The organism is Streptomyces sp. SID13666, assembly GCF_010548325.1.
GTDB lineage: Bacteria > Actinomycetota > Actinomycetes > Streptomycetales > Streptomycetaceae > Actinacidiphila > Actinacidiphila fildesensis.
Genome location: NZ_JAAGLX010000023.1, coordinates 19,733 through 37,358, shown reverse-complemented (window position 1 = coordinate 37,358; position 17,626 = coordinate 19,733). Strand labels below are relative to the sequence as shown.

At 68.9% G+C, this 17,626-nt stretch carries 16 protein-coding genes; 10 read left to right on the top strand and 6 right to left on the bottom strand.

The window, feature by feature from the left end:
• Positions 1–91: 91 nt before the first annotated feature.
• Positions 92–1,483 carry an NAD(P)/FAD-dependent oxidoreductase gene (locus tag G3I60_RS26040; RefSeq protein WP_138356829.1) on the top strand — a complete coding sequence of 464 codons (1,392 nt, stop codon included), beginning with the start codon at positions 92–94 and terminating at the stop codon, positions 1,481–1,483.
• A 186-nt stretch (positions 1,484–1,669) separates the two neighbouring features.
• On the opposite strand, the gene G3I60_RS26035 is transcribed toward G3I60_RS26040, so the two are convergent.
• Entirely contained in the window at positions 1,670–2,962 is a 1,293-nt protein-coding gene (locus G3I60_RS26035) for a cation:proton antiporter (RefSeq protein WP_164607787.1), read from the bottom strand.
• A gap of 459 nt (positions 2,963–3,421) precedes the next feature.
• Between G3I60_RS26035 and G3I60_RS26030 the strand changes: the two genes are divergently transcribed.
• A complete protein-coding gene (locus G3I60_RS26030) occupies positions 3,422–4,630 on the top strand; it encodes a cytochrome P450 (protein WP_164293529.1) in 1,209 nt (402 codons plus the stop codon).
• Positions 4,631–4,801: 171 nt separating this feature from the next.
• Here the strand turns inward: G3I60_RS26030 and G3I60_RS26025 are convergent, their stop codons facing one another.
• Together G3I60_RS26025 and G3I60_RS26020 are read right to left on the bottom strand one after the other, a co-directional pair.
• A complete protein-coding gene (locus tag G3I60_RS26025) occupies positions 4,802–5,821 on the bottom strand; it encodes a methyltransferase (protein ID WP_164293530.1) in 1,020 nt (339 codons plus the stop codon).
• Between the two features lie 50 nt (positions 5,822–5,871).
• A complete protein-coding gene (locus G3I60_RS26020; RefSeq protein WP_138356825.1) occupies positions 5,872–6,882 on the bottom strand; it encodes a methyltransferase in 1,011 nt (336 codons plus the stop codon).
• Between the two features lie 250 nt (positions 6,883–7,132).
• On the opposite strand from G3I60_RS26020, the gene G3I60_RS26015 reads away from it, so the two are divergent.
• The 8 genes from G3I60_RS26015 (at position 7,133) to G3I60_RS25980 (ending at position 14,949) form a co-directional block, all read left to right on the top strand.
• Positions 7,133–8,326: a cytochrome P450 gene (locus G3I60_RS26015; protein ID WP_164293531.1), complete on the top strand. Its 1,194-nt coding sequence runs from the start codon at positions 7,133–7,135 to the stop codon at positions 8,324–8,326.
• Between the two features lie 5 nt (positions 8,327–8,331).
• A complete protein-coding gene (locus G3I60_RS26010; protein WP_244809609.1) occupies positions 8,332–8,592 on the top strand; it encodes a ferredoxin in 261 nt (86 codons plus the stop codon).
• 124 nt (positions 8,593–8,716) lie between these two features.
• Positions 8,717–9,907, top strand: coding sequence for a nucleotide disphospho-sugar-binding domain-containing protein (locus G3I60_RS26005; protein WP_331284073.1), 1,191 nt, complete (start codon positions 8,717–8,719; stop codon positions 9,905–9,907).
• 142 nt (positions 9,908–10,049) lie between these two features.
• Positions 10,050–11,402: an NAD(P)/FAD-dependent oxidoreductase gene (locus tag G3I60_RS26000; protein WP_164293532.1), complete on the top strand. Its 1,353-nt coding sequence runs from the start codon at positions 10,050–10,052 to the stop codon at positions 11,400–11,402.
• Positions 11,403–11,503: 101 nt separating this feature from the next.
• Complete coding sequence (locus G3I60_RS25995; RefSeq protein ID WP_138356821.1) at positions 11,504–12,172, top strand: TenA family protein; 669 nt, start codon at positions 11,504–11,506, stop codon at positions 12,170–12,172.
• 44 nt (positions 12,173–12,216) lie between these two features.
• Positions 12,217–13,428, top strand: coding sequence for a cytochrome P450 (locus G3I60_RS25990; RefSeq protein ID WP_164293533.1), 1,212 nt, complete (start codon positions 12,217–12,219; stop codon positions 13,426–13,428).
• A gap of 18 nt (positions 13,429–13,446) precedes the next feature.
• Positions 13,447–14,148, top strand: a complete 702-nt coding sequence (locus tag G3I60_RS25985; protein ID WP_164293534.1) for an SDR family NAD(P)-dependent oxidoreductase — start codon at positions 13,447–13,449, stop codon at positions 14,146–14,148.
• 30 nt (positions 14,149–14,178) lie between these two features.
• On the top strand, positions 14,179–14,949 hold the full coding sequence (locus G3I60_RS25980) for an SDR family NAD(P)-dependent oxidoreductase (protein ID WP_164293535.1): 771 nt from the start codon (positions 14,179–14,181) through the stop codon (positions 14,947–14,949).
• A gap of 76 nt (positions 14,950–15,025) precedes the next feature.
• Here the strand turns inward: G3I60_RS25980 and G3I60_RS25975 are convergent, their stop codons facing one another.
• Genes G3I60_RS25975 through G3I60_RS25965 form a run of 3 tightly spaced genes read right to left on the bottom strand, consistent with a single transcriptional unit; the run spans position 15,026 to position 17,578 of the window.
• The gene (locus tag G3I60_RS25975; RefSeq protein WP_138356817.1) at positions 15,026–15,721 is read right to left on the bottom strand and encodes a class I SAM-dependent methyltransferase; all 696 of its coding nucleotides are present in this window, start codon (positions 15,719–15,721) and stop codon (positions 15,026–15,028) included.
• Between the two features lie 17 nt (positions 15,722–15,738).
• Positions 15,739–16,548 (bottom strand): ABC transporter permease, encoded by an 810-nt coding sequence (locus G3I60_RS25970; protein ID WP_138356816.1) that lies wholly within the window; start codon positions 16,546–16,548, stop codon positions 15,739–15,741.
• Positions 16,549–16,573: 25 nt separating this feature from the next.
• Complete coding sequence (locus tag G3I60_RS25965) at positions 16,574–17,578, bottom strand: ATP-binding cassette domain-containing protein (protein WP_138356815.1); 1,005 nt, start codon at positions 17,576–17,578, stop codon at positions 16,574–16,576.
• Positions 17,579–17,626 lie beyond the last annotated feature (48 nt).

Sequence of the window (17,626 nt, the reverse complement as noted above, 5' to 3'; positions counted from 1 at the left end):
GTCCAGCGGACCTCCACCCGGTGGGGACACGGTGTGCCGATCGCGTGCCCTCACTACCTGAAGTTGCATTCGTCGGAGGATGGAGATGTCCATGCGTGAGTCGACCCAGATCCTCGTAGTGGGAGGCGGACCCGCGGGAGCCACCGCGGCCGGCCTGTTGGCGAAGGAGGGATTCGAAGTCACGCTGCTGGAGCGGGAGCGCTTCCCGCGCTATCACATCGGCGAGTCGATCCTGCCGTCCTGCCGGCCGATCCTGGAGCTGCTCGGCGTATGGGACAAGGTGGAACGCCACGGCTTCCAGCCCAAGGGAGGCGCCTACTTCTTCTGGGGGGACGAGGAGTGGGAGGTCCGCTTCAGCGCCATGGGCGATGACAACCCCAGTGCCTGGCAGGTCGTCAGGTCCGAGTTCGACGAGATCCTCCTGGACCATGCCCGCGAGCTGGGCGTCGAGGTCGTCGAGGGCATCTCCGTCAAGGAGCTGGAATTCGACGGGGACCGTCCGGTGGCCGCGCTGTGGGCCGAGACCAAGGACGCCGCCAGTAAGGGCCGCATCGCCTTCGACTACATCGTCGACGCCTCCGGCCGCAACGGTGTCATCGCCACCAAGCACCTGAAGAACCGCAAGCTCCACGAGGTCTTCCGCAACGTCGCGGCCTGGACGTACTGGAAGGGCGCCAAGCCGCTGCCCAAGGGCCCCGCGGGCGCCATCGGGGTGGCCTCGACGGCCGAGGGCTGGTTCTGGGTGATCCCGCTGCACGACGGCACCACCAGCATCGGGCTGGTCACCGGCAGGGACAGGTTCAACGCGCAGCGCGCCGAACTGGGCAGCATCCAGGCCGTCTACGACCAGTCGGTCGAGCAGTCGGCCATCATTCAGGAGCTGATCGCCGGCGCGGAGCGGGTCGCCGACTTCAAGGTCGAGCAGGACTACTCCTACGCCGCGGAGTCCTTCGGCGGCCCCGGCTTCCTGCTCAGCGGCGACGCCGCCTGCTTCCTGGACCCGCTGCTGTCCACCGGCGTCCACCTCGCCACCTACAGCGCCATGCTGGCCGCCGCCTCCATCTCCAGCGTGCTGCGCGGAGAGGTGACGGAGGAGCAGGCCTGGGAGTTCTACGGGACGGTCTACCGCCACGCCTACGAGCGACTGCTGGTCCTGGTGTCCGTCTTCTACGAGAGCTACCGCGGCAAGGACTACCACTTCTACAACGCGCAGCGTCTCACCGAGCAGCAGCGCGACGGGCTCAACATCCAGGATGCCTTCGACCGGATCATCACCGGCATCGCCGACCTTGAGGACGCCCAGGACGTCTACGCCAAGGTGCAGCAGCACCTCACCGGCGCGGAGAGCGGCGACCCCATCCCGTTGAACAACCTCAACCGGGTGCACGAGCAGAAGGCGGCGCCGATGACCGAGGAGAGCGCAGTGAGGGGGCTGTATCTCTCCTTCTTCCCCAAGCTCGGTCTGCGGCGGGCCGGCGAGTGAGCGCGGTGCGGGCGGCGTCCTGACACCGGTTGTCCGTGAAGGACCCGGGAACGGCCCAGCGGCCGGGGGCGGGAGCTGAGGCTCCCCGCCCACAGCCGTTCGCCGTGCACACTCGGCAGCACGGCACAGCACGGCAGCGGGCGGAAGGGGAGTTCCCCCTCCGCCCGCTGCCGTGTGGCCCGACTTCTAGGCCGAGTGCGCGACGCGCTCGGCTTCCCGCTCGGATTCCAGGTTCGGTTCCACCACCACCAGCGATGCCGGCAGGGTGTCGCGTTCAATCTGCTCGGTCGGGTAGATCAGCCGCAGGATCGGTCCTGCCATGAAGGTGGTGACCATGGCCATCACGACCATCAGCGAGTACAGCCCCTTGTCGAGGACGCCGAGCTGCACGCCCACGGTGAGGATGACCAGCTCCGTCAGCCCGCGGGTGTTCATCAAGGTGGCCAGTACGCCGGAGTGCCGGGTGGAGACGCCCTGCAGCTTCGCCCCGGTGAAGGCTCCGATGAACTTGCCGGAGATGGCCACCAGCAGGATCAGTCCGAGCTCGCCCAGATCGCGCGTGCTCAGGTGCGACAGGTCGACCTTCAGCCCGGCGGTGACGAAGAAGACCGGGAGCAGGAAGACCATGCCGACGTTCTCGAAGCTGTTCAACAGTCCTTCGCGGACGACCTGCGGGCCGCCGCGCGGCATGACGAGTCCGAAGAGGAAGGCGCCGAAGATGAAGTGCACGCCCATCCACTCGGTGGCCCAGCAGGACAGCATCAGCCCGATCAGCACCGGGGTCAGCACCTGCGGCGAGAGCCGGCCGGACGTCGAGTGCGTGGCGAACAGCCGCCGGAACAGTGGTCGGACCACGCCGATCATCAGGGCCAGATAGACCGGTGCGAGCAGGGTGTGCCACTGCCCGGTACCGCTGGCGATGGTGGTCACCACCGCCAGCAGCGACCAGGCCAGCAGGTCGTCGACGGCCGCGCAGGCCAGCGCCAGGCTGCCGACGGGTGTGCGCTGCATTCCGCGGTCCGTCAGGATCCGTGCGAGCACCGGAAAGGCGGTCACCGACATCGCCGCTCCGAAGAAGAGGACGAAACCGGCGGTGCTGTGGGCCGGGTGACGGTGGCTCAGGTGCAGCGCCAGTAGCACCCCGAGGCCGAACGGCAGCAGGATCGAGCTGAGTGACACCGCGGCGGCGATCCGGCCGCGGCCGCGCACCAGGGAGTGTTCGAGCTCGAAGCCGATGACGAACATGAAGAGGATCAGCCCGAGGTTGGCCAGTGCCGAGAGGAACGGACCGACCGAGGCAGGGAAGAGGTGCCGGGCGACAGCGCCGTTGAAGAGCGTGGGGCCGAGCAGTATCCCGCCCAGGATCTCACCCAGCACGGGAGGTTGGCCGATGGCCTTCGCGCCGGCGCCCAACAGCCGGGCTAATAGCAGGATTACGGCGATTCCCAAGAACAGTGTGGCAGCCTGACTTCCTGTCATGGCGTCTACTCCTCGTATGTGGCGGACAGTGTCATGTCATGCCCCGCGGGGAGCGGGTGACCGGGACCCGTCGGGGCCCCGCCCGTCGGTCGGTACCGGGCTCCCACACCACTGGATGTCGCGTCACCTGACTGACATGCCCCCGATGAGTACCGGGCCTGCCTCAAGGACGCCTGGCAGACGAGTCAGGACCCGCCGCCACGGGGCCGCCGCGCCCGCCCGGGCGGCACCGGTCGACCGCATCCCCATCGGAGTTCGAGCGGGAGCCGGGAACCTGTGCGCGGAAGCCTGGAGGAATGGAACCGTCCCACCGCCGATGGCCGGCCCCGAGCCGGCCGACGAACCGGTCCCGGGCGACATCGCCCTGCTGGAGTACCGACCGGTGCCAGGGTCTGTCCGGCTGGACAGGCCCTACCCGGCCCCGGTACGGACCCGACGACACAGCAAGAAGGTGTGTGGATGCCCATCCCGCTGCCCGACCCGATGAACCTGCCGGCCGAGCGACGCTGCCCGCTCGATCCGCCGGAAGAATACGCGCAGTTGCGTGCCGAACGGCCGCTGAGCCGTCTGCGGCTTCCGGGCGGGCGGATCGGCTGGCTCGTCACCCGCTACGAGGACGTGCGCGCGACGCTGGCGGACCAGCGCTTCAGCCCGCCCCTCATCCAGGTGACCCCCGCGACGGACCTGCCGCTGCCCGAGGAGGAGCTCCAGGTACCGCCCGGGGTGTTCTCCGCGATGGACCCTCCCGAGCAGAGCCGGTACCGCCGGCAGGTCAGCCGGTACTTCACCCGCAAGCGCACCCGTGAGATCACTCCCCGACTCACACAGATCATCAACGACCAGCTGACCGCCATGATCGACCACGGCCCGCCCGTCGATCTGGTCAGCTGGTTCTCCCAGCCCATCCCGACCCGCGTCATCACCGAGATGCTCGGCATCCCCGAGCCGGACCGGGCCGAGTACCAGCGCTGGATCCTGGCGATGCTCTCCCTGAAGACCGACGCCGACCAACTGCGCGAGGCCAGCGACGGCCTCTACGGAAGCCTGGGCGAACTCGTCCGTGCCAAGCGCACGGCGCCCGGGGACGACATCGTCAGCGACCTGCTGCACCACGGCACCAGTCCGCTCAACGACGACGAAGTCGTCGGCATCAGCGCGCTGCTGCTGATCGCCGGGCTGGAGACCACCGCCAACATGCTCGGCCTCGGCACGTTCGCCCTGCTGCAGAACCCTGACCAGGCCGCGAAACTGCGGGCCAACGAGGATCTGCTCGACACGGCTGTCGAGGAGCTGCTGCGATACCTGACCATCGTGCAGTTCGGCCTCACCCGCACGGCGCGTGAGGACACCGAGATCGCCGGGCAGCTGATCAGGGCCGGCGAGACCGTCGTCACCTCACTGGCCGCGGGCAACCGTGACCCCGGTGTGTACCCCGATCCGGACCAGCTGGACGTGAGCCGCCAGGGGGCGCCGCACATGGCGTTCGGCTTCGGTGTGCACCAGTGCCTCGGCGCCCATCTCGCGCGGGTGGAGATGAAGATTGCCTTCGAGGCCCTGCTGCGCAGACTGCCCGGGCTGCGGCTCGCGGTGCCGGCCGAGGAAGTGCCCACCGGTGTGGACAAGGTCTTCTACGGAGTCCACTCGCTCCCGGTGACCTGGGACACCTGATCCACCGCGGGAAGTGACAGCGCGAAACGAAGCCGGTCCCGGTCGAAAGCCGGGGCCGGCTTCTCGCTGCGCCACTGGGCCGCTGCGTCGCATCGGCTTCGCCAGGGCAGCGCCGAGCGGGCCCGGAGCTGCTTGCTCCGGGCCCGCCCGACCGACTGCCCTGCTGCGGATTCAGGAGGCGGTGGCCTCCAGCGCGTAGTAGAGCCAGGGGCAGGGAAGCGCGGTCGCGGTCGAGAGCTTCAGTCCCGCGTCGGTGAACAGCTGGGCATACTCGCTCTGGCTGCGCTCCAGACCGGTGGTCATCACCAGCATCTCGATGTCGGAGATGGCACCGCCCAGCGCGTCGCCCGGGTCCTCGTCCTCGCCCTCGGAGAGTACTGAGGACAGCACGACCACCCGTCCGCCCGGTGCCATCGCCTTGCGGATGTTGGAGAGGATCTGGACGCTCTCCTCGTCGTTCCAGTCGTGGAGGATGTTCTTCAGCACGTACAGGTCGGCGCCCTCGGGAACCGAGTCGAAGAACGAGCCCACGACGACCTCGCAGCGGTCACCGACCCCGGCGGCCTCGATCACGGCAGCGGCCTCGACCACACCGTTGGCGGTGTCGAAGACGGTGCCCTGAAGGTGTGGATTGGCGGCCAGAATGGCGGTCAGGTGGGTGCCCTTGCCGCCACCGCAGTCCACGATGGTCTTGAACCGGCTGAAGTCGAAGTGCTCGACGATCGCCGGCACCTGGGCGTCGCTGCCTGCGGACATCGCGGCGTGGAAGGTGGCCGCGAGCTTGGGATTGGTCTTGATGTAGTCGAACAGCGGTGCGCCGTTGGCGATCTGGAACGCGTCCACACCGGTACGGATCGACTCCTCGAAAGCTCCCCAGGCCGCCCAGATCTCGGGCGCGGCGTGGTAGTCGGACAGCGGGCCGAAGAAGGCCGACAGCGGAGCGAGGTGGTAGCCCTCGCTGTCGACGGTGAGCAGCTTGGCCTTCGTGGCGGCGTACAGCAGGCGACGCAGGCTGCCGGCATGTGCGTCGGTGACCTCGACCAACTGTGCGGCGGTACGCGGCCCGTCGGCCAGGGCGTCGAGGACGCCGAGCGATGACACGGCGGCGCCTATCTGGTGCAGGGCGAAGCCGAAGGAAAGCGGAAGGTATTCCGCCGCGGTCGCCGGCTGTCCAGAGATCTGACTGCTCATTGCACTCCCCATGGTTCCTTAGTTCGGCCCGCCGCGCGGCGCGGCGGCGGTCAGTCCTTCCGGCACGACACCAGCGTGTCGTGGTCGGCCAGTGGCCGGTGGGTGATGGAGCTGAAGCCAGTGGCTCGGGCCTGTGCTCCCAGCTCGGCGACGGTGTACTCCCTGCCGCCTTCGGTGACCAGCAGCATGTTCAGGCTGGCCACCAGGTTCTCGGTGTCGTCCCGGCGTTCGCCGAGCATCCGGTCGTAGACCAGCACTGTGCCGCCGGGGCTCAGGGCCGTGTATGCCTTGGTCAGCAGCAGCCGGCGTTGGTCCGGGTCCCAGTCACTCAGGTTGTGGCCAAAGATGATCACGTCTGCCGGCGGCAGCGGATCTCTGAAGAAGTCTCCCGCGTGAAAGTGCGCCCGTTCCGTGAGGCCGAGTTCGGCCATGTGCTCGTCGAAGACCGGCTCCATCTGGGGCAGGTCGAAGACATGCCCGACCAGGTCGTCACGGGCGGCGAGCAGCTGCCCGGTCAGATGGCCCCGGCAGCCGCCGACGTCGAGCACGGTGCGGAACCTGGTGCCGTCCAGGGCGTCCAGAAGCTTGGCGCCGAACCCCTCGGTGAGGCCGTCCATCATCCGCGCGAAGCGGTCGACCGCCACCGGGTCCTGCAGCATTCCGGCGAAGTCGCCGTCGGCCTGCGGCTTGCCGGTGCGCAGTGCCTCTCCCAGCCGCCCGTAGACGTCGTACAGATTGATGTCCGCGCCGATCAGGAAGCCGGTGACGGCGCCCGGACGGCCGGCGACCAGATGGCGATCGGCGCCCTCGGCGTTGTGGTAGCGGCCGTCCACGTCCCGGCGCAGCAGGCCGCGGGCGGCCAGCAGGGCAAGGAATTCCGGCAGCCCGCGGCCGTGCAGGCGTAGGAGCGTGCGCAGTTCACCGGCGGTCGCCGGGTTCTGGGCGAGGACCGTGAACAGATCCAGACGGACGGCGGTGAGCAGGGCCTTGGCGTCGCAGAACGCGGTGCCGAGCCGGATGATCCCCGCTGCGGTCCCAGGGTCCGCTCCGGTCGATGTCATGGGCGGTTCTCCTTTCACCGGCGGCAATCTCGCAGCGGCGGACCGAGGATTGCTCGACTGGCGCTAGGGCCTGTCCGGCCGGACATGGGGCGGACATGAAGGGCACCTCATAGCTACCGCTGGGAGGTGGTCCCCGCCTCGGGCGGGTGCGGTGGGGCGGGTATCGACCGGGCTTCGAGCCGGTCACCAGACCGAGCGCCCAAGCTGTGCGCGATACAAGCGGTGAGTGTATTGAGAGGGCGGTTCCCGTATGAGTGAGTCGTGCCCCGTCGGCTACCCCATCCCCTGGGCCCCGACCCCGGACATCCCTGAGGAGTGGAAGGCACTGCGCGAGCGGTCGCTCGTGGAGATCACTCTGCCCAGCGGCGAACCCGCCGTGCTGGTCACCAGGTACAAGGACGTACGGCGGTTGTTCGCAGACGAGCGGCTGAGCCGCAACACGTTCGGCCGGGCGTCGAGGGTGTCCGCCAGCAACGACCTGTTCGGCGACCCGAACGTCGACAACGATCCACCGCGCTATCTGGAGGAGCGCTCCGTGGTGATGCGGGCGTTCAGCGCCCGCCGCATCGAGGCGCTGCGCGTGTTCGTCAAGAAGGTCGTCATCGACCTGCTGGACGAGATGGAGGCGGGACCGCAGCCCGCCGAGCTGATGGAGGCGTTCGCATATCCGCTCCCCATCCTGGTGATCTGCCAGATGCTGGGAGTGCCCGCGGAGGACCGCACGAAGTTCCGCCGACTGATCGACGGCTATCTGTCGGTGACCCGGCTGCCGGAGGACGAGGTCGAGGAGTGCCGCAAGCAGTACTGGGACTACCTCACCGAACTGATCGACTCCAAGCGGGCCCAGCCCGGTGACGACCTGATCAGCGAGCTGATCGAGATCAGCCGGGAGGACCCGGGCAAGCTGACCGACTACCAGTTGCAGAACTGGGTCAAGACCCTGCTGATCGCGGGCTATGTGACCACGGCCTCGCAGCTCGGTACCAGCATGGCCGTCCTGTTGCACCGCCCGGAGGTCGCCGACGATCTGAAGGCCGACCTGTCGCTGGTGCCGTCGGCGGTGGAGGAGCTGCTGCGCTACCAGATCATGGGCACCTCGCTGGGCACGCTGCGGTACGCGGTCGAGGACATCGAACTGTCCGACGGCGCCATCGTCCCGAAGGGCTCCTCGGTCCTGCTCTCCCAGGAGTCCAACCACGACGAGGAGGTCTTCGAGGACCCGCTGAAGCTGGACATCCGGCGCGAGGACAACCACCACCTGACCTTCGGTGCCGGCATCCACTTCTGCGCCGGCGCGGCACTGGCCCGCATGGAGCTGCAGGAGGCGACCGAGGGCCTGCTGCAGCGCTTCCCCGGACTGAAACTGGCCATCCCGGGTGACGAGTTGGTGCGTCCCGAGGGCGGCTTCCTCGCCGGGTACACCAACGTCCCTGTGACCTGGTGACGGCGGTGGGCAGCCTGAGAGTCTCCGCCAACCAGGACACGTGTGTGACGAGCAGCCTGTGCGTCTACCGGGTGCCCCAGGTGTTCGACCAGGACGAGGACGGCCTGGTACTCGTCGTGAACGCGGAGCCGCCGCAGGAGCTGCGTGAGGATTTGCTGCACGCCCAGCGGAGCTGTCCGACCCGGTCGATCCGGATCGAGGAACCGGCGGTCGGCGCCGGAGCCGACGGCGCCGACAGCGGTTCAGGGCAGGCCGCGACCGGTTGAGCACCGGGCAGAGTTCCGGCCGGGCCCCGCCGTTCCCCTCCTGGGAGCGGCGGGGCCCGGCCGTGTCCGCCGGGCCGCCGCACTCCGTACCCGGGGCCGGGGTGCGGCGAGCCCTCAAGCGGCAATGGAGGCAGCGGCAAGCGCCGCGTGCTGCCATGGCGGTATGCGTATCGTCTTCACTTCCTGGGCGTGGCCGTCACACCTCTACGCGATGGTGCCTCTCGCGTGGGCCTGCCGGGTCGCCGGTCATGATGTGCTGATGGCCAGTCAGCCGGCCCTCACGTACGCCGTTCTGCGTACCGGCCTGCCCGCCGCACCGGTCGGGCAGAATGTGGACGCGGAGGCGGTCTTCCGGAACATCGTGCTGACGCCGCCTTCCGCGCAGCCGGGATCCGGCGGCGGTCCGCGCGTCCTCGACCTGCTGAGCAACCTGGCCCAGGCCATGGTCGACGACCTCGTCGAGCTCGGAAGGGAATGGCGCGCCGACCTGGTCGTCTTCGATCCCACGGCCTTCGCGGGGCCGCTGGCCGCCGCCAAGCTGGGCATCCCGGCCGTGCGCCATCTCTACGGCACCGATCTGATGAGCGTCGTCGGGCGGTTCGTGACCGGTGCGCTCGGTCCGCTGAGCGAGAAGCTCGGCCTGGACGGCGTGGACCCGTTCGGGGTGGGGACCGTGGACCCGTGCCCCGGGGGACTGCAGGTCCCCACCGCCTCGCGGCGCCTGCCGATGCGGTACATCCCGTACAACGGCCCGGGGCTGGCGCCGCCTCGGTTGCCCGAACGGTCGGGCCGGCCCCGTGTCTGCATCAGCTGGGGTACCACCATGGGCCGGCTGGATCCCGGGCTCTTCCTCGCCGGCGACGTGGCCCGGGCGATCGACGGCCTCGACGTGGATGTGGTGGTCGCGAGCACGCGCGGCCAGCGGGAGCTGCTCGGCACGCTGCCGGACGGCGTCGACGTGGTGGAGTCCGCACCACTGCACCTGCTGCTGCCCCAGTGCGACCTGATGGTCGCCCACGGCGGCGCGGGGACGCTGCTGACCGCCCTGTCCCAGGGTCTGCCTCAACTCCTCGTTCCCCGGCTGCCCGACCATGTGCGGCACTCGGGCCGGCTCGCCGAGGCGGGCGCCGGAGTCGTCCTCCCGGCGCCGGTGGACGGACCGGAGCCGATCCGGGAGCGGCTCGCCGAGTTGCTGGCCGGGCCCGGATACCGGGAGAGCGCCCAACGGCTGCAGGAGGAGATGCGCCGGCAACCCGCACCGGCGCAGGTCGTCGGAGAGCTGGAGAGCATCGCTGCGGGCGCACCCGCGACGTGACGGTCGCGGCCGGCCGCCCCCCGACTCCGTGTCCAGGATTCTTCGACCGGCTCTCAGTGCCCCGGTGCGAGCCTCGCAGGACTCCCGGCCGGCCAGGGCCCAGGCCCTGTCCGGTCGATCACCCCTGGATGAGGAGTTCCTCATGTCGGCGCCCACCTCCACTCTGCATGTCGTCATCATCGGCGCGGGAACGGGCGGGCTGTGCCTGGCGCACGGCCTCAAGCGCGCCGGAGTCAGTGTCGCGGTCTACGAAAGGGACGCCACACGGGCCGACGGGCTGCAGGGATACCGGGTCGGAATCAACCCGGACGGCACCCGCGCCCTGCGCGACTGCCTGCCCCCCGATCTGTACGCCACGTTCCTGGCCACCTGCGCGCGGCCGCCGGAGTACGTGAACTTCCTGACCGAGGGGCGCAAGGAGGTCCTGTCGCTGGACGGCTTCAAGTCCGACGACGCGGTCGACAGCGAGAAGTCCGTGTCCCGGATGACGCTACGTCAGGTACTGCTGACCGGCCTGCAGGACGTCGTCCACTTCGGGAAGACCTTCAAGCGCTACCGGACCAATGACGACGGTTCCGTCACGGCGTTCTTCGAGGACGGCAGCTCGGTGGACGGCACCGTGCTGGTCGCGGCGGACGGCAGCAACTCGCGGGTCCGGCGGCAGTACCTGCCGCACGCCCGGCTGGAGGACTGCGGGCCGATCGGCATCACCGGCAAGGTACCGGTCACCGATGAGACCGTGGCGCTGCTCACCCCGAAGATGCGGCGCGGCATCTCGATGATCTACGCACCCAAGGGCGTCTTCTGCATCTACCACGCGATGGAGTTCCCCTGGGACGCCGATGGCGCCCCCAAGGACGGCATCGGTTCCAGCGACGCCGAGCTCCTCGGGCAGTGGCCCGGGCTGACCTTCGACAACACCCGTGACTACATCAACTGGGGCTATGTCACCCGTGCCAAGCGGCTGCCGGACGACACCTTGAAGATGAAGGGCCCCGACCTGTACCGGCTGGTCAATGAGCGCACCACGGACTGGCACCCAGACCTGCGCAAGCTCTTCGAGCTCGCCGACCCCAACAGCTGCTTCCCGATCAAGATCCGTACCGCGGTCCCCATTCCGCAGTGGGAGACCACCCACGTCACGCTGCTCGGCGACGCGATCCACACCATGACCCCCGGCCGGGGGGTCGGCGCCAATACGGCACTGCGCGACGCCCGGCTGCTGTGCCGGATGCTCGTCGCCGCCCACGAAGGGCGGGAACCGCTGCTGGCGGCCATCCGCGACTACGAGACGAAGATGATCGAGTACGGGTTCGACGCCGTCAAGGAGTCCCGTAAATCGGGCGGCGGCACCGGGCCCGACCAGCCGTTCGTCGGCCGGATCCTGCTGGCCGCGCTGCGTACCACGATGCGCGTCGTCAATCACCTGCCTGCCCTCAAGCGCCGACTGGCCGACTCCGACCGGTCCTACCGCGGGCACGGCCGGGAGGACTAGGACGGTTCGGCCGGTCAACCGTCCAGGACGCCACCAGGCTCATTCGAGCAGTGGTCGATACGGTCCCTCATCGGGAGAACACGGCGCGCGGGAGGGAACAGATGCTGTACGAGGAACTCGCCGAGATCTGCGGCCCGGTGCTGCGGAAAGTGCTGGACCATCCCTTCTGGGCCGGCCTGCGGGACGGCTCGCTTCCGGTCGGGTCACTGGCACGCTTCGTCGAGCAGGACGCCGGATTCCTGCTGCCGGCCTACGCCCGCGCGCTGGCCCGCTGCGCGGCCGTCGCGCCCGACGAGGCGGACACCTTTCTGTTCGGGCAGTCGGTCACCGGCACGCTGGACGCCAGGGACGAGTTGCGCTCGTCGTACCTCTCGCTGGCCGGCGAACTCGGCCTGCCGGAACTCGACGCCCGGCCGGCGATCCACGCGGCCACCCACGCGCACACCTCGTTCTTCACGGCTGCCAGCGCCTCTTCCTTCCATGCGGGCGTCGGCGCGCTGCTGCCCATGGTGTGGTTCAACGCCGAGGTGTCCGACAACCTCCTGCGGAACGCCGTACCCGGCACGCGCTACGTGCCCTGGATTCGCAGTTACCACCCCGGTGAGTCGTACCAGTACGCGGTGCAGGCCTTCCGCGACATGGCCGACCGGGTCGGCGAGAGCTCCTCGGCCGCCCAGCGCCGGGTGATCATCGACCAGTTCTCCCTCAGCATCCGGTACGAGTGGGCATTCGCCGAATGCTGCGCGGGACAGCCCTCGTGGCCGGTCTGAGACGAGCGGCCACCGCACCGGCGGGCCGACGAGAAAGGCGAGCAATGGCCACCAACGATCTCGACCTGATGGATCCCAAGGTGTTCAACAACGGGATCCCCTACGACTACTTCCGCCAACTGCGCCATTCCGAAGGGCTGCCGCTGGGCAAGGACACCGACGGCGAGCGGTTCTGGTACCTGACGCGCCATCGGGACGTGTCCGAGGTCTCCCGGGACACCAAGCGGTTCTCGTCCAGCCCGACCACCATGACCTCCATCCGCAAGGTGGACCCCAGCCCGCCGATCATCACCTTCCTGGACAGCCCCGACCACACCAGACTGCGCAAACTGACCTTCAAGGCGTTCGCCCCGGCACGGCTCGCCGCTCTGGAGGGGCCGATCCGCCGCATCGTCGACTCGCTGCTCGCCGAGGTGGCCGAGAAGGGCGAGTTCGACCTGGCGGAGGACATCGCGCTGCGTCTCCCCTTCGAGGTCCTGCTCGAGCTGCTCGACATCCCGGCCGGCGACCGGGCCATGATGCTCGGCTGGGCCGGCCAGACGGTGAACCTGGGTGACGCGGAGTACGAGGCGGCCGCCGCCGAGGGCGGCCTGGACTCCTTCCAGAAGATCTACGAGTACCTGCTGGACTTCGCCCGTTACCGAGCCAAGAACCTCACCGACGACTGCTTCTCCGTCCTGCTGTCCGCCCGCTTCAACGGTGAGCGGCTGGGGCTCCCTGACCGGCTCACCCCGGACGAGGTCGGGCTGTTCGCCTCCACGCTGATCACGGCCGGCAGCGAGACCACATACTGCTCCGTCACGGGCGGCGTCCTCGCCCTGATGGAGAACCCCGACCAGCTGACCGCGTTACGGGGCGACCGCACCCTGATGCCCGGCGCCGCGAACGAGGTGCTGCGCTGGGTAACTCCGGTGACCCACTTCGCCCGCAGGGCACTCGTCGACACCGAGATCGCCGGCCAGCCGATCGGCGCGGGCGAGCGGGTGGTGATGTGGTACACGTCGGCCAACCGGGACGAACAGGTGTTCACCGACCCGGACCGGTTCGACATCGCCCGCACTCCCAACCCGCACCTCGCCTTCGGCGGCGGCGGTCCGCATGTGTGCATCGGCAACGCGCTGGCCACCATGGAGCTGCGCCAGTTCCTCGAAGGCATCGTTGACCTGCTGCCGCGGCTGGAGATCGCCGGTACGCCGGTGCGCCCCGAGACCAATTTCATGAACAGCATCAAGTACCTGCCCATGCGATTTCGCTGACCCGGGTGGATGTGACGAATGACCAGTGAGAACGCGGCGACCCCGCCGCGTACCGCCCTGATCACCGGAGCCAACCGCGGCATCGGCCGCGCGGTCGCCGCCGAGCTCCACCACCGGGAGCTCCAGGTGGTGGTGGCCGCGCGGCTGGCCGGCGAGGGCCAGGCCGCGGCTGCCGGGATCGGTCCCGGAGTGCGGTCGTGCGTACTGGATGTCACCGATCCGGACAGCGTGAAGCTGGCCGGCTCGGAGGCCGGGCCCGTCGATGTGCTGGTGTGCAACGCCGGCGTACTGCTGGACGCCCGCACCGATCCGCTCTCCGTGCCGTTGGAACTCGTCGAACGGACCTTGCGGGTGAACCTGCTCGGCACCTGGCGCGTTCTGCAGGAGTTCGTTCCGCCCATGGTCCAGCGGGGATGGGGCCGGGTGGTGATCATCTCCAGCGGCACCACCGCCGACTTCGGGGGCCGGCTCTTCGCCGGTACTCCCGGCTACTCCCTTTCGAAGAGCGCGCTCAACGGGTTGACGACCATGCTGGCGGCCCAGACCGCCGGGACCGGTGTCCTGGTGAACGCCGTGAACCCGGGCCGGGTGCGCACCCGGATGATGCCGACCCAGGAGCAACTCCCTGAAGCTGCCGCCCGGTTCATCGCCGAGGTGGCGACCCTTCCGGACGACGGACCGACCGGGCACTTCCTCACCGAGAAACGCGGACCGGGCTGAGCCCGCGGCGTCCCAGGAACAGGAGATCCGATGCAATTCGACTTGACCGGCAAAACGGCCGTGGTCACCGGGGCCGGCAGCGGGATCGGGCTGGCGTCCGTCCAGGCACTCGCCGCGGCGGGCGCCCAGGTGCTCGGCGGTTCCCGGACCATCAGCCCGGAGCTGCTGGACGCCACGCCGCACGTGTTCGAGGTCGATCTGCTCACCGAGGCGGGACCGACGGCGCTGCTGGAACACGCGCTCGGCAAATTCGGGGGCGTCGACATTCTCGTCAACAACGTCGGTGGCGGGGTGAAGCTGGCGACCGGGTTCCTCGACATCGAGGACGAGACCTGGCGCCACACCTTCGAGCTGAATGTCTTCAGCATGATCAGGACGACCAGAGCGGCGCTGCCCAGTCTGGTCGAGCGAAGGGGCGCGATCATCAATATCGGCTCGATGAACGCGAGCATGGCGGACCCGGCACTCGGCCACTATTCGGCTGCCAAGGCCGCACTGGCCAACATCAGCAAATCGCTCTCCCTGGAATTCAGTTCGCAGGGCGTCACCGTCAACACCATCTCCCCGGGACCGGTGCGGACGCGGCTGTGGACCAATCCGGAGATCGCGCGCCGGCTCGGGATCACGACCGAGGAGTTCCTGGAGACCGTCCCCAAGATGGCCGGTCTCTCCACCGGCAAGATGATCGAGCCCGATGAGATCGGGGCGCTGGTGCTGTTGCTGGCCTCCGGCAAGGTGCCGAGCATCACCGGCTCCGACTACTTCATCGACGGCGGCATGAGTCGGGCCGCCGTGCGCTGACCGGGTCACCCGCGAGCGGGAACAACAAGGAGTCGGCCCCAGCCATCAGGCTGGGGCCGACTCCTTGTTGTTTACGTCAGCCGGCGGTCGCGGTGAAGATGGCGACCGCACCGCGAATCGTCACACGGTACTCGGGGAAGTACTTCGCCAGCTGCCGTTCGAGGCCCGCCGGGTCGTCCCCCTGGTTCTGGAAGTTGCCGCGCCGGTGCTGCTCCAGCACCATTTTGCTGGTCAGCCTGTTCATCGGAACGCCCTCGGCGAGCACGGTGGTGCCGAACAGCACACCACCGGGCCGGAGGGTCTCCGCGACATGCTTGAGGATGATGCCCTTGGTGTCCCAGCCGCCGGGGATGGTGTGGAACACGAGGTTCATGGCGGCCGAGTCGAAGTGCCGGCTCGGCAGTGGCAGCGGTTCCATCAGATTGGCCTGGCAGATCGCCGGCCGGTAGCGGGCCAGTCGGCCCGCGGACATGTCAAGGCATTCGGAGTTGAGGTCGAGCAGGGTGAGTTCCGGCGTCTTGGTCGGGAACCGGCACTTGTCCACGAAGTAACCGGTGCCGGGGCCGATGTCCAGGTGACGGTTGCCGGCGGAGGAGTTGTAGAGCCGCCGCATGACTCCGGCCGGGCAGCGCCACACCACACGGCAGAACACCCCCAGCACCCATTTGTCGTAGATCCCCAGCCTGCTGCGGCTGTACACCTGTTGCGCATGAACGATCCGTGGGTCCAGCTCCGCGGACTCGGGAGCGGAGGCGGGAGTGTCGCTCGTCATATGGCTCTCCAGTGTTCTCAGCGGCGCCGGAAACGGGCGCTGCCCAGGGCAGCGAAGACAACCGTGATCCCGGCGGTCCAGATCAGCGAACGTGAGACGAAGTACCCGGCGTCATGACCGAGCAGAGCATGGGCGTGGCTGCCCAAGGTGAGCGCCCGCACCGCGTCGGCCATCACGGTGACCGGCTGGTTCTCGGCGAATGCCTGGAGCCATCCCGGCATGGTCCCGACCGGCACGTAGGCGCTCGATGCGAAGGTCACGATGAAGACGACCATCGACACGCCCTGTGCGGACTTGACGTTGCCGGTGAACAGCCCGACGGCGATGAAGACCCAGCTGAAGGCGACCCCGAACAGCAGGCACAGCGCGAACGCCGCCAACCCGCTCAGGACGGATGCGTGCAGCCGGAAGCCCACGGCGAAACCGACCCCTGTGGTGATCGCCAGGACGAACGCCAGGATCCCGGTGTCCGCCAGTACCCGGCCGGTCAGCACGGCCGAGGACGGAAAGGGCATCGACCGCAGCCGGTCGATGAAGCCGCCCTCGACGTCCTCGGCCATCCCGATGGCGGTGCCCAGCGTCTGGAAGAGCACACCGGCGGTGATGAAGCCCGGGACGGAGAAGTCGACGTAGTCCAGGCCCTGACTCGTGCCGATGGCGCCGCCGAAGATGTAGCGGAAGGTCAGCATGATCGACGTCATCTGCAGGACGCTCAGCACGATGAGTTCGGTCCTTCGCCAGAACGTCAGCGTGGTCCGTTTCGCCAGGAGCCCCGTACTCGTCAGCAGGCCGGCCCTGCTCTGTGATGTGGCGACCGCGGTCGTCATGGGCATTCCATCCTTCCGGATCCGGTCACACCGATTCGGCGGCGGACAGGGCGTGCTGCTTGTTGGCTCCGACCTCTTCCTCCGGCCGCTGATCGGTCAGCGCGAGGAACACCTCGTCGAGGCTGGGCTCGCGCACGCTGATGTCGGCGAGATCCACGGCCGTTCCCTCGATCGACCGCAGTCCCGCGATCAGCCACTGGGCCGTGTCGTCGTTGCCGGGTCCCGCGGCCACGCTGACGCACCGCGTCGCCTCGTCCACCTGCGGCTCGGCGCCGTTCTCGCGGGCCAGCGCGGCGGCGACCTTGGGCAGGTCCGCGCGGTCGTGCACATGGACCTCGAAGACCTTGCCACCGATCCTGCTCTTGAGCTCGGCAGGGGTCCCGGAGGCGACCGTGCGCCCCTCATCGATGATCACGATGTGGCTGGCAAGGCGATCGGCCTCGTCCAGGTACTGCGTGGTCAGCAGGACATCGGTGCCCTGTTCGAGGAGGGCGTCGATCGCGTCCCACAGATCGAGCCGGCTGCGCGGGTCCAGCCCGGTCGTCGGCTCGTCCAAGAGCAGCAGGCGCGGGGCGCTCACCAGGCTGGCGCCCAGGTCCAGTTTGCGCCGCATACCGCCGGAGTAGGTGCGCACCAGCCGGTCGGCGTCGTCGGTCAGGTCGAACAGCTCCAGGATGGCGGTGGCATTGGCGCGGGCCTGCTTGGCCCGCTGGCCGAACAGCCGGGCCACCAACTCCAGGTTCTCCCGGCCGGTCATGGCCTGGTCCACGGCGGCGAACTGGCCGGCGAGGCCGATCGCCCGGCGGACCGCCTCCGGCTCTCGCCGGGTGTCGTGGCCGACGACGCGCAGCTCACCCTCGTCCGGGTAGAGGAGGGTCGCCACCGCCCGCACGAAGGTCGTCTTCCCGGCCCCGTTGGGGCCCAGCACCGCCACCACCCTCCCGGACTCGACCTCCAGGTCGAGTCCGTTGAGGGCGGTCTTCTTTCCGAAACGCTTGACCAGTCCTCGAGCTTCAATCGTCAGCGCCACAAGATTTCACCTCGTTTGCTTCGCATCCGTGTGAGGGCATGGCCTCCG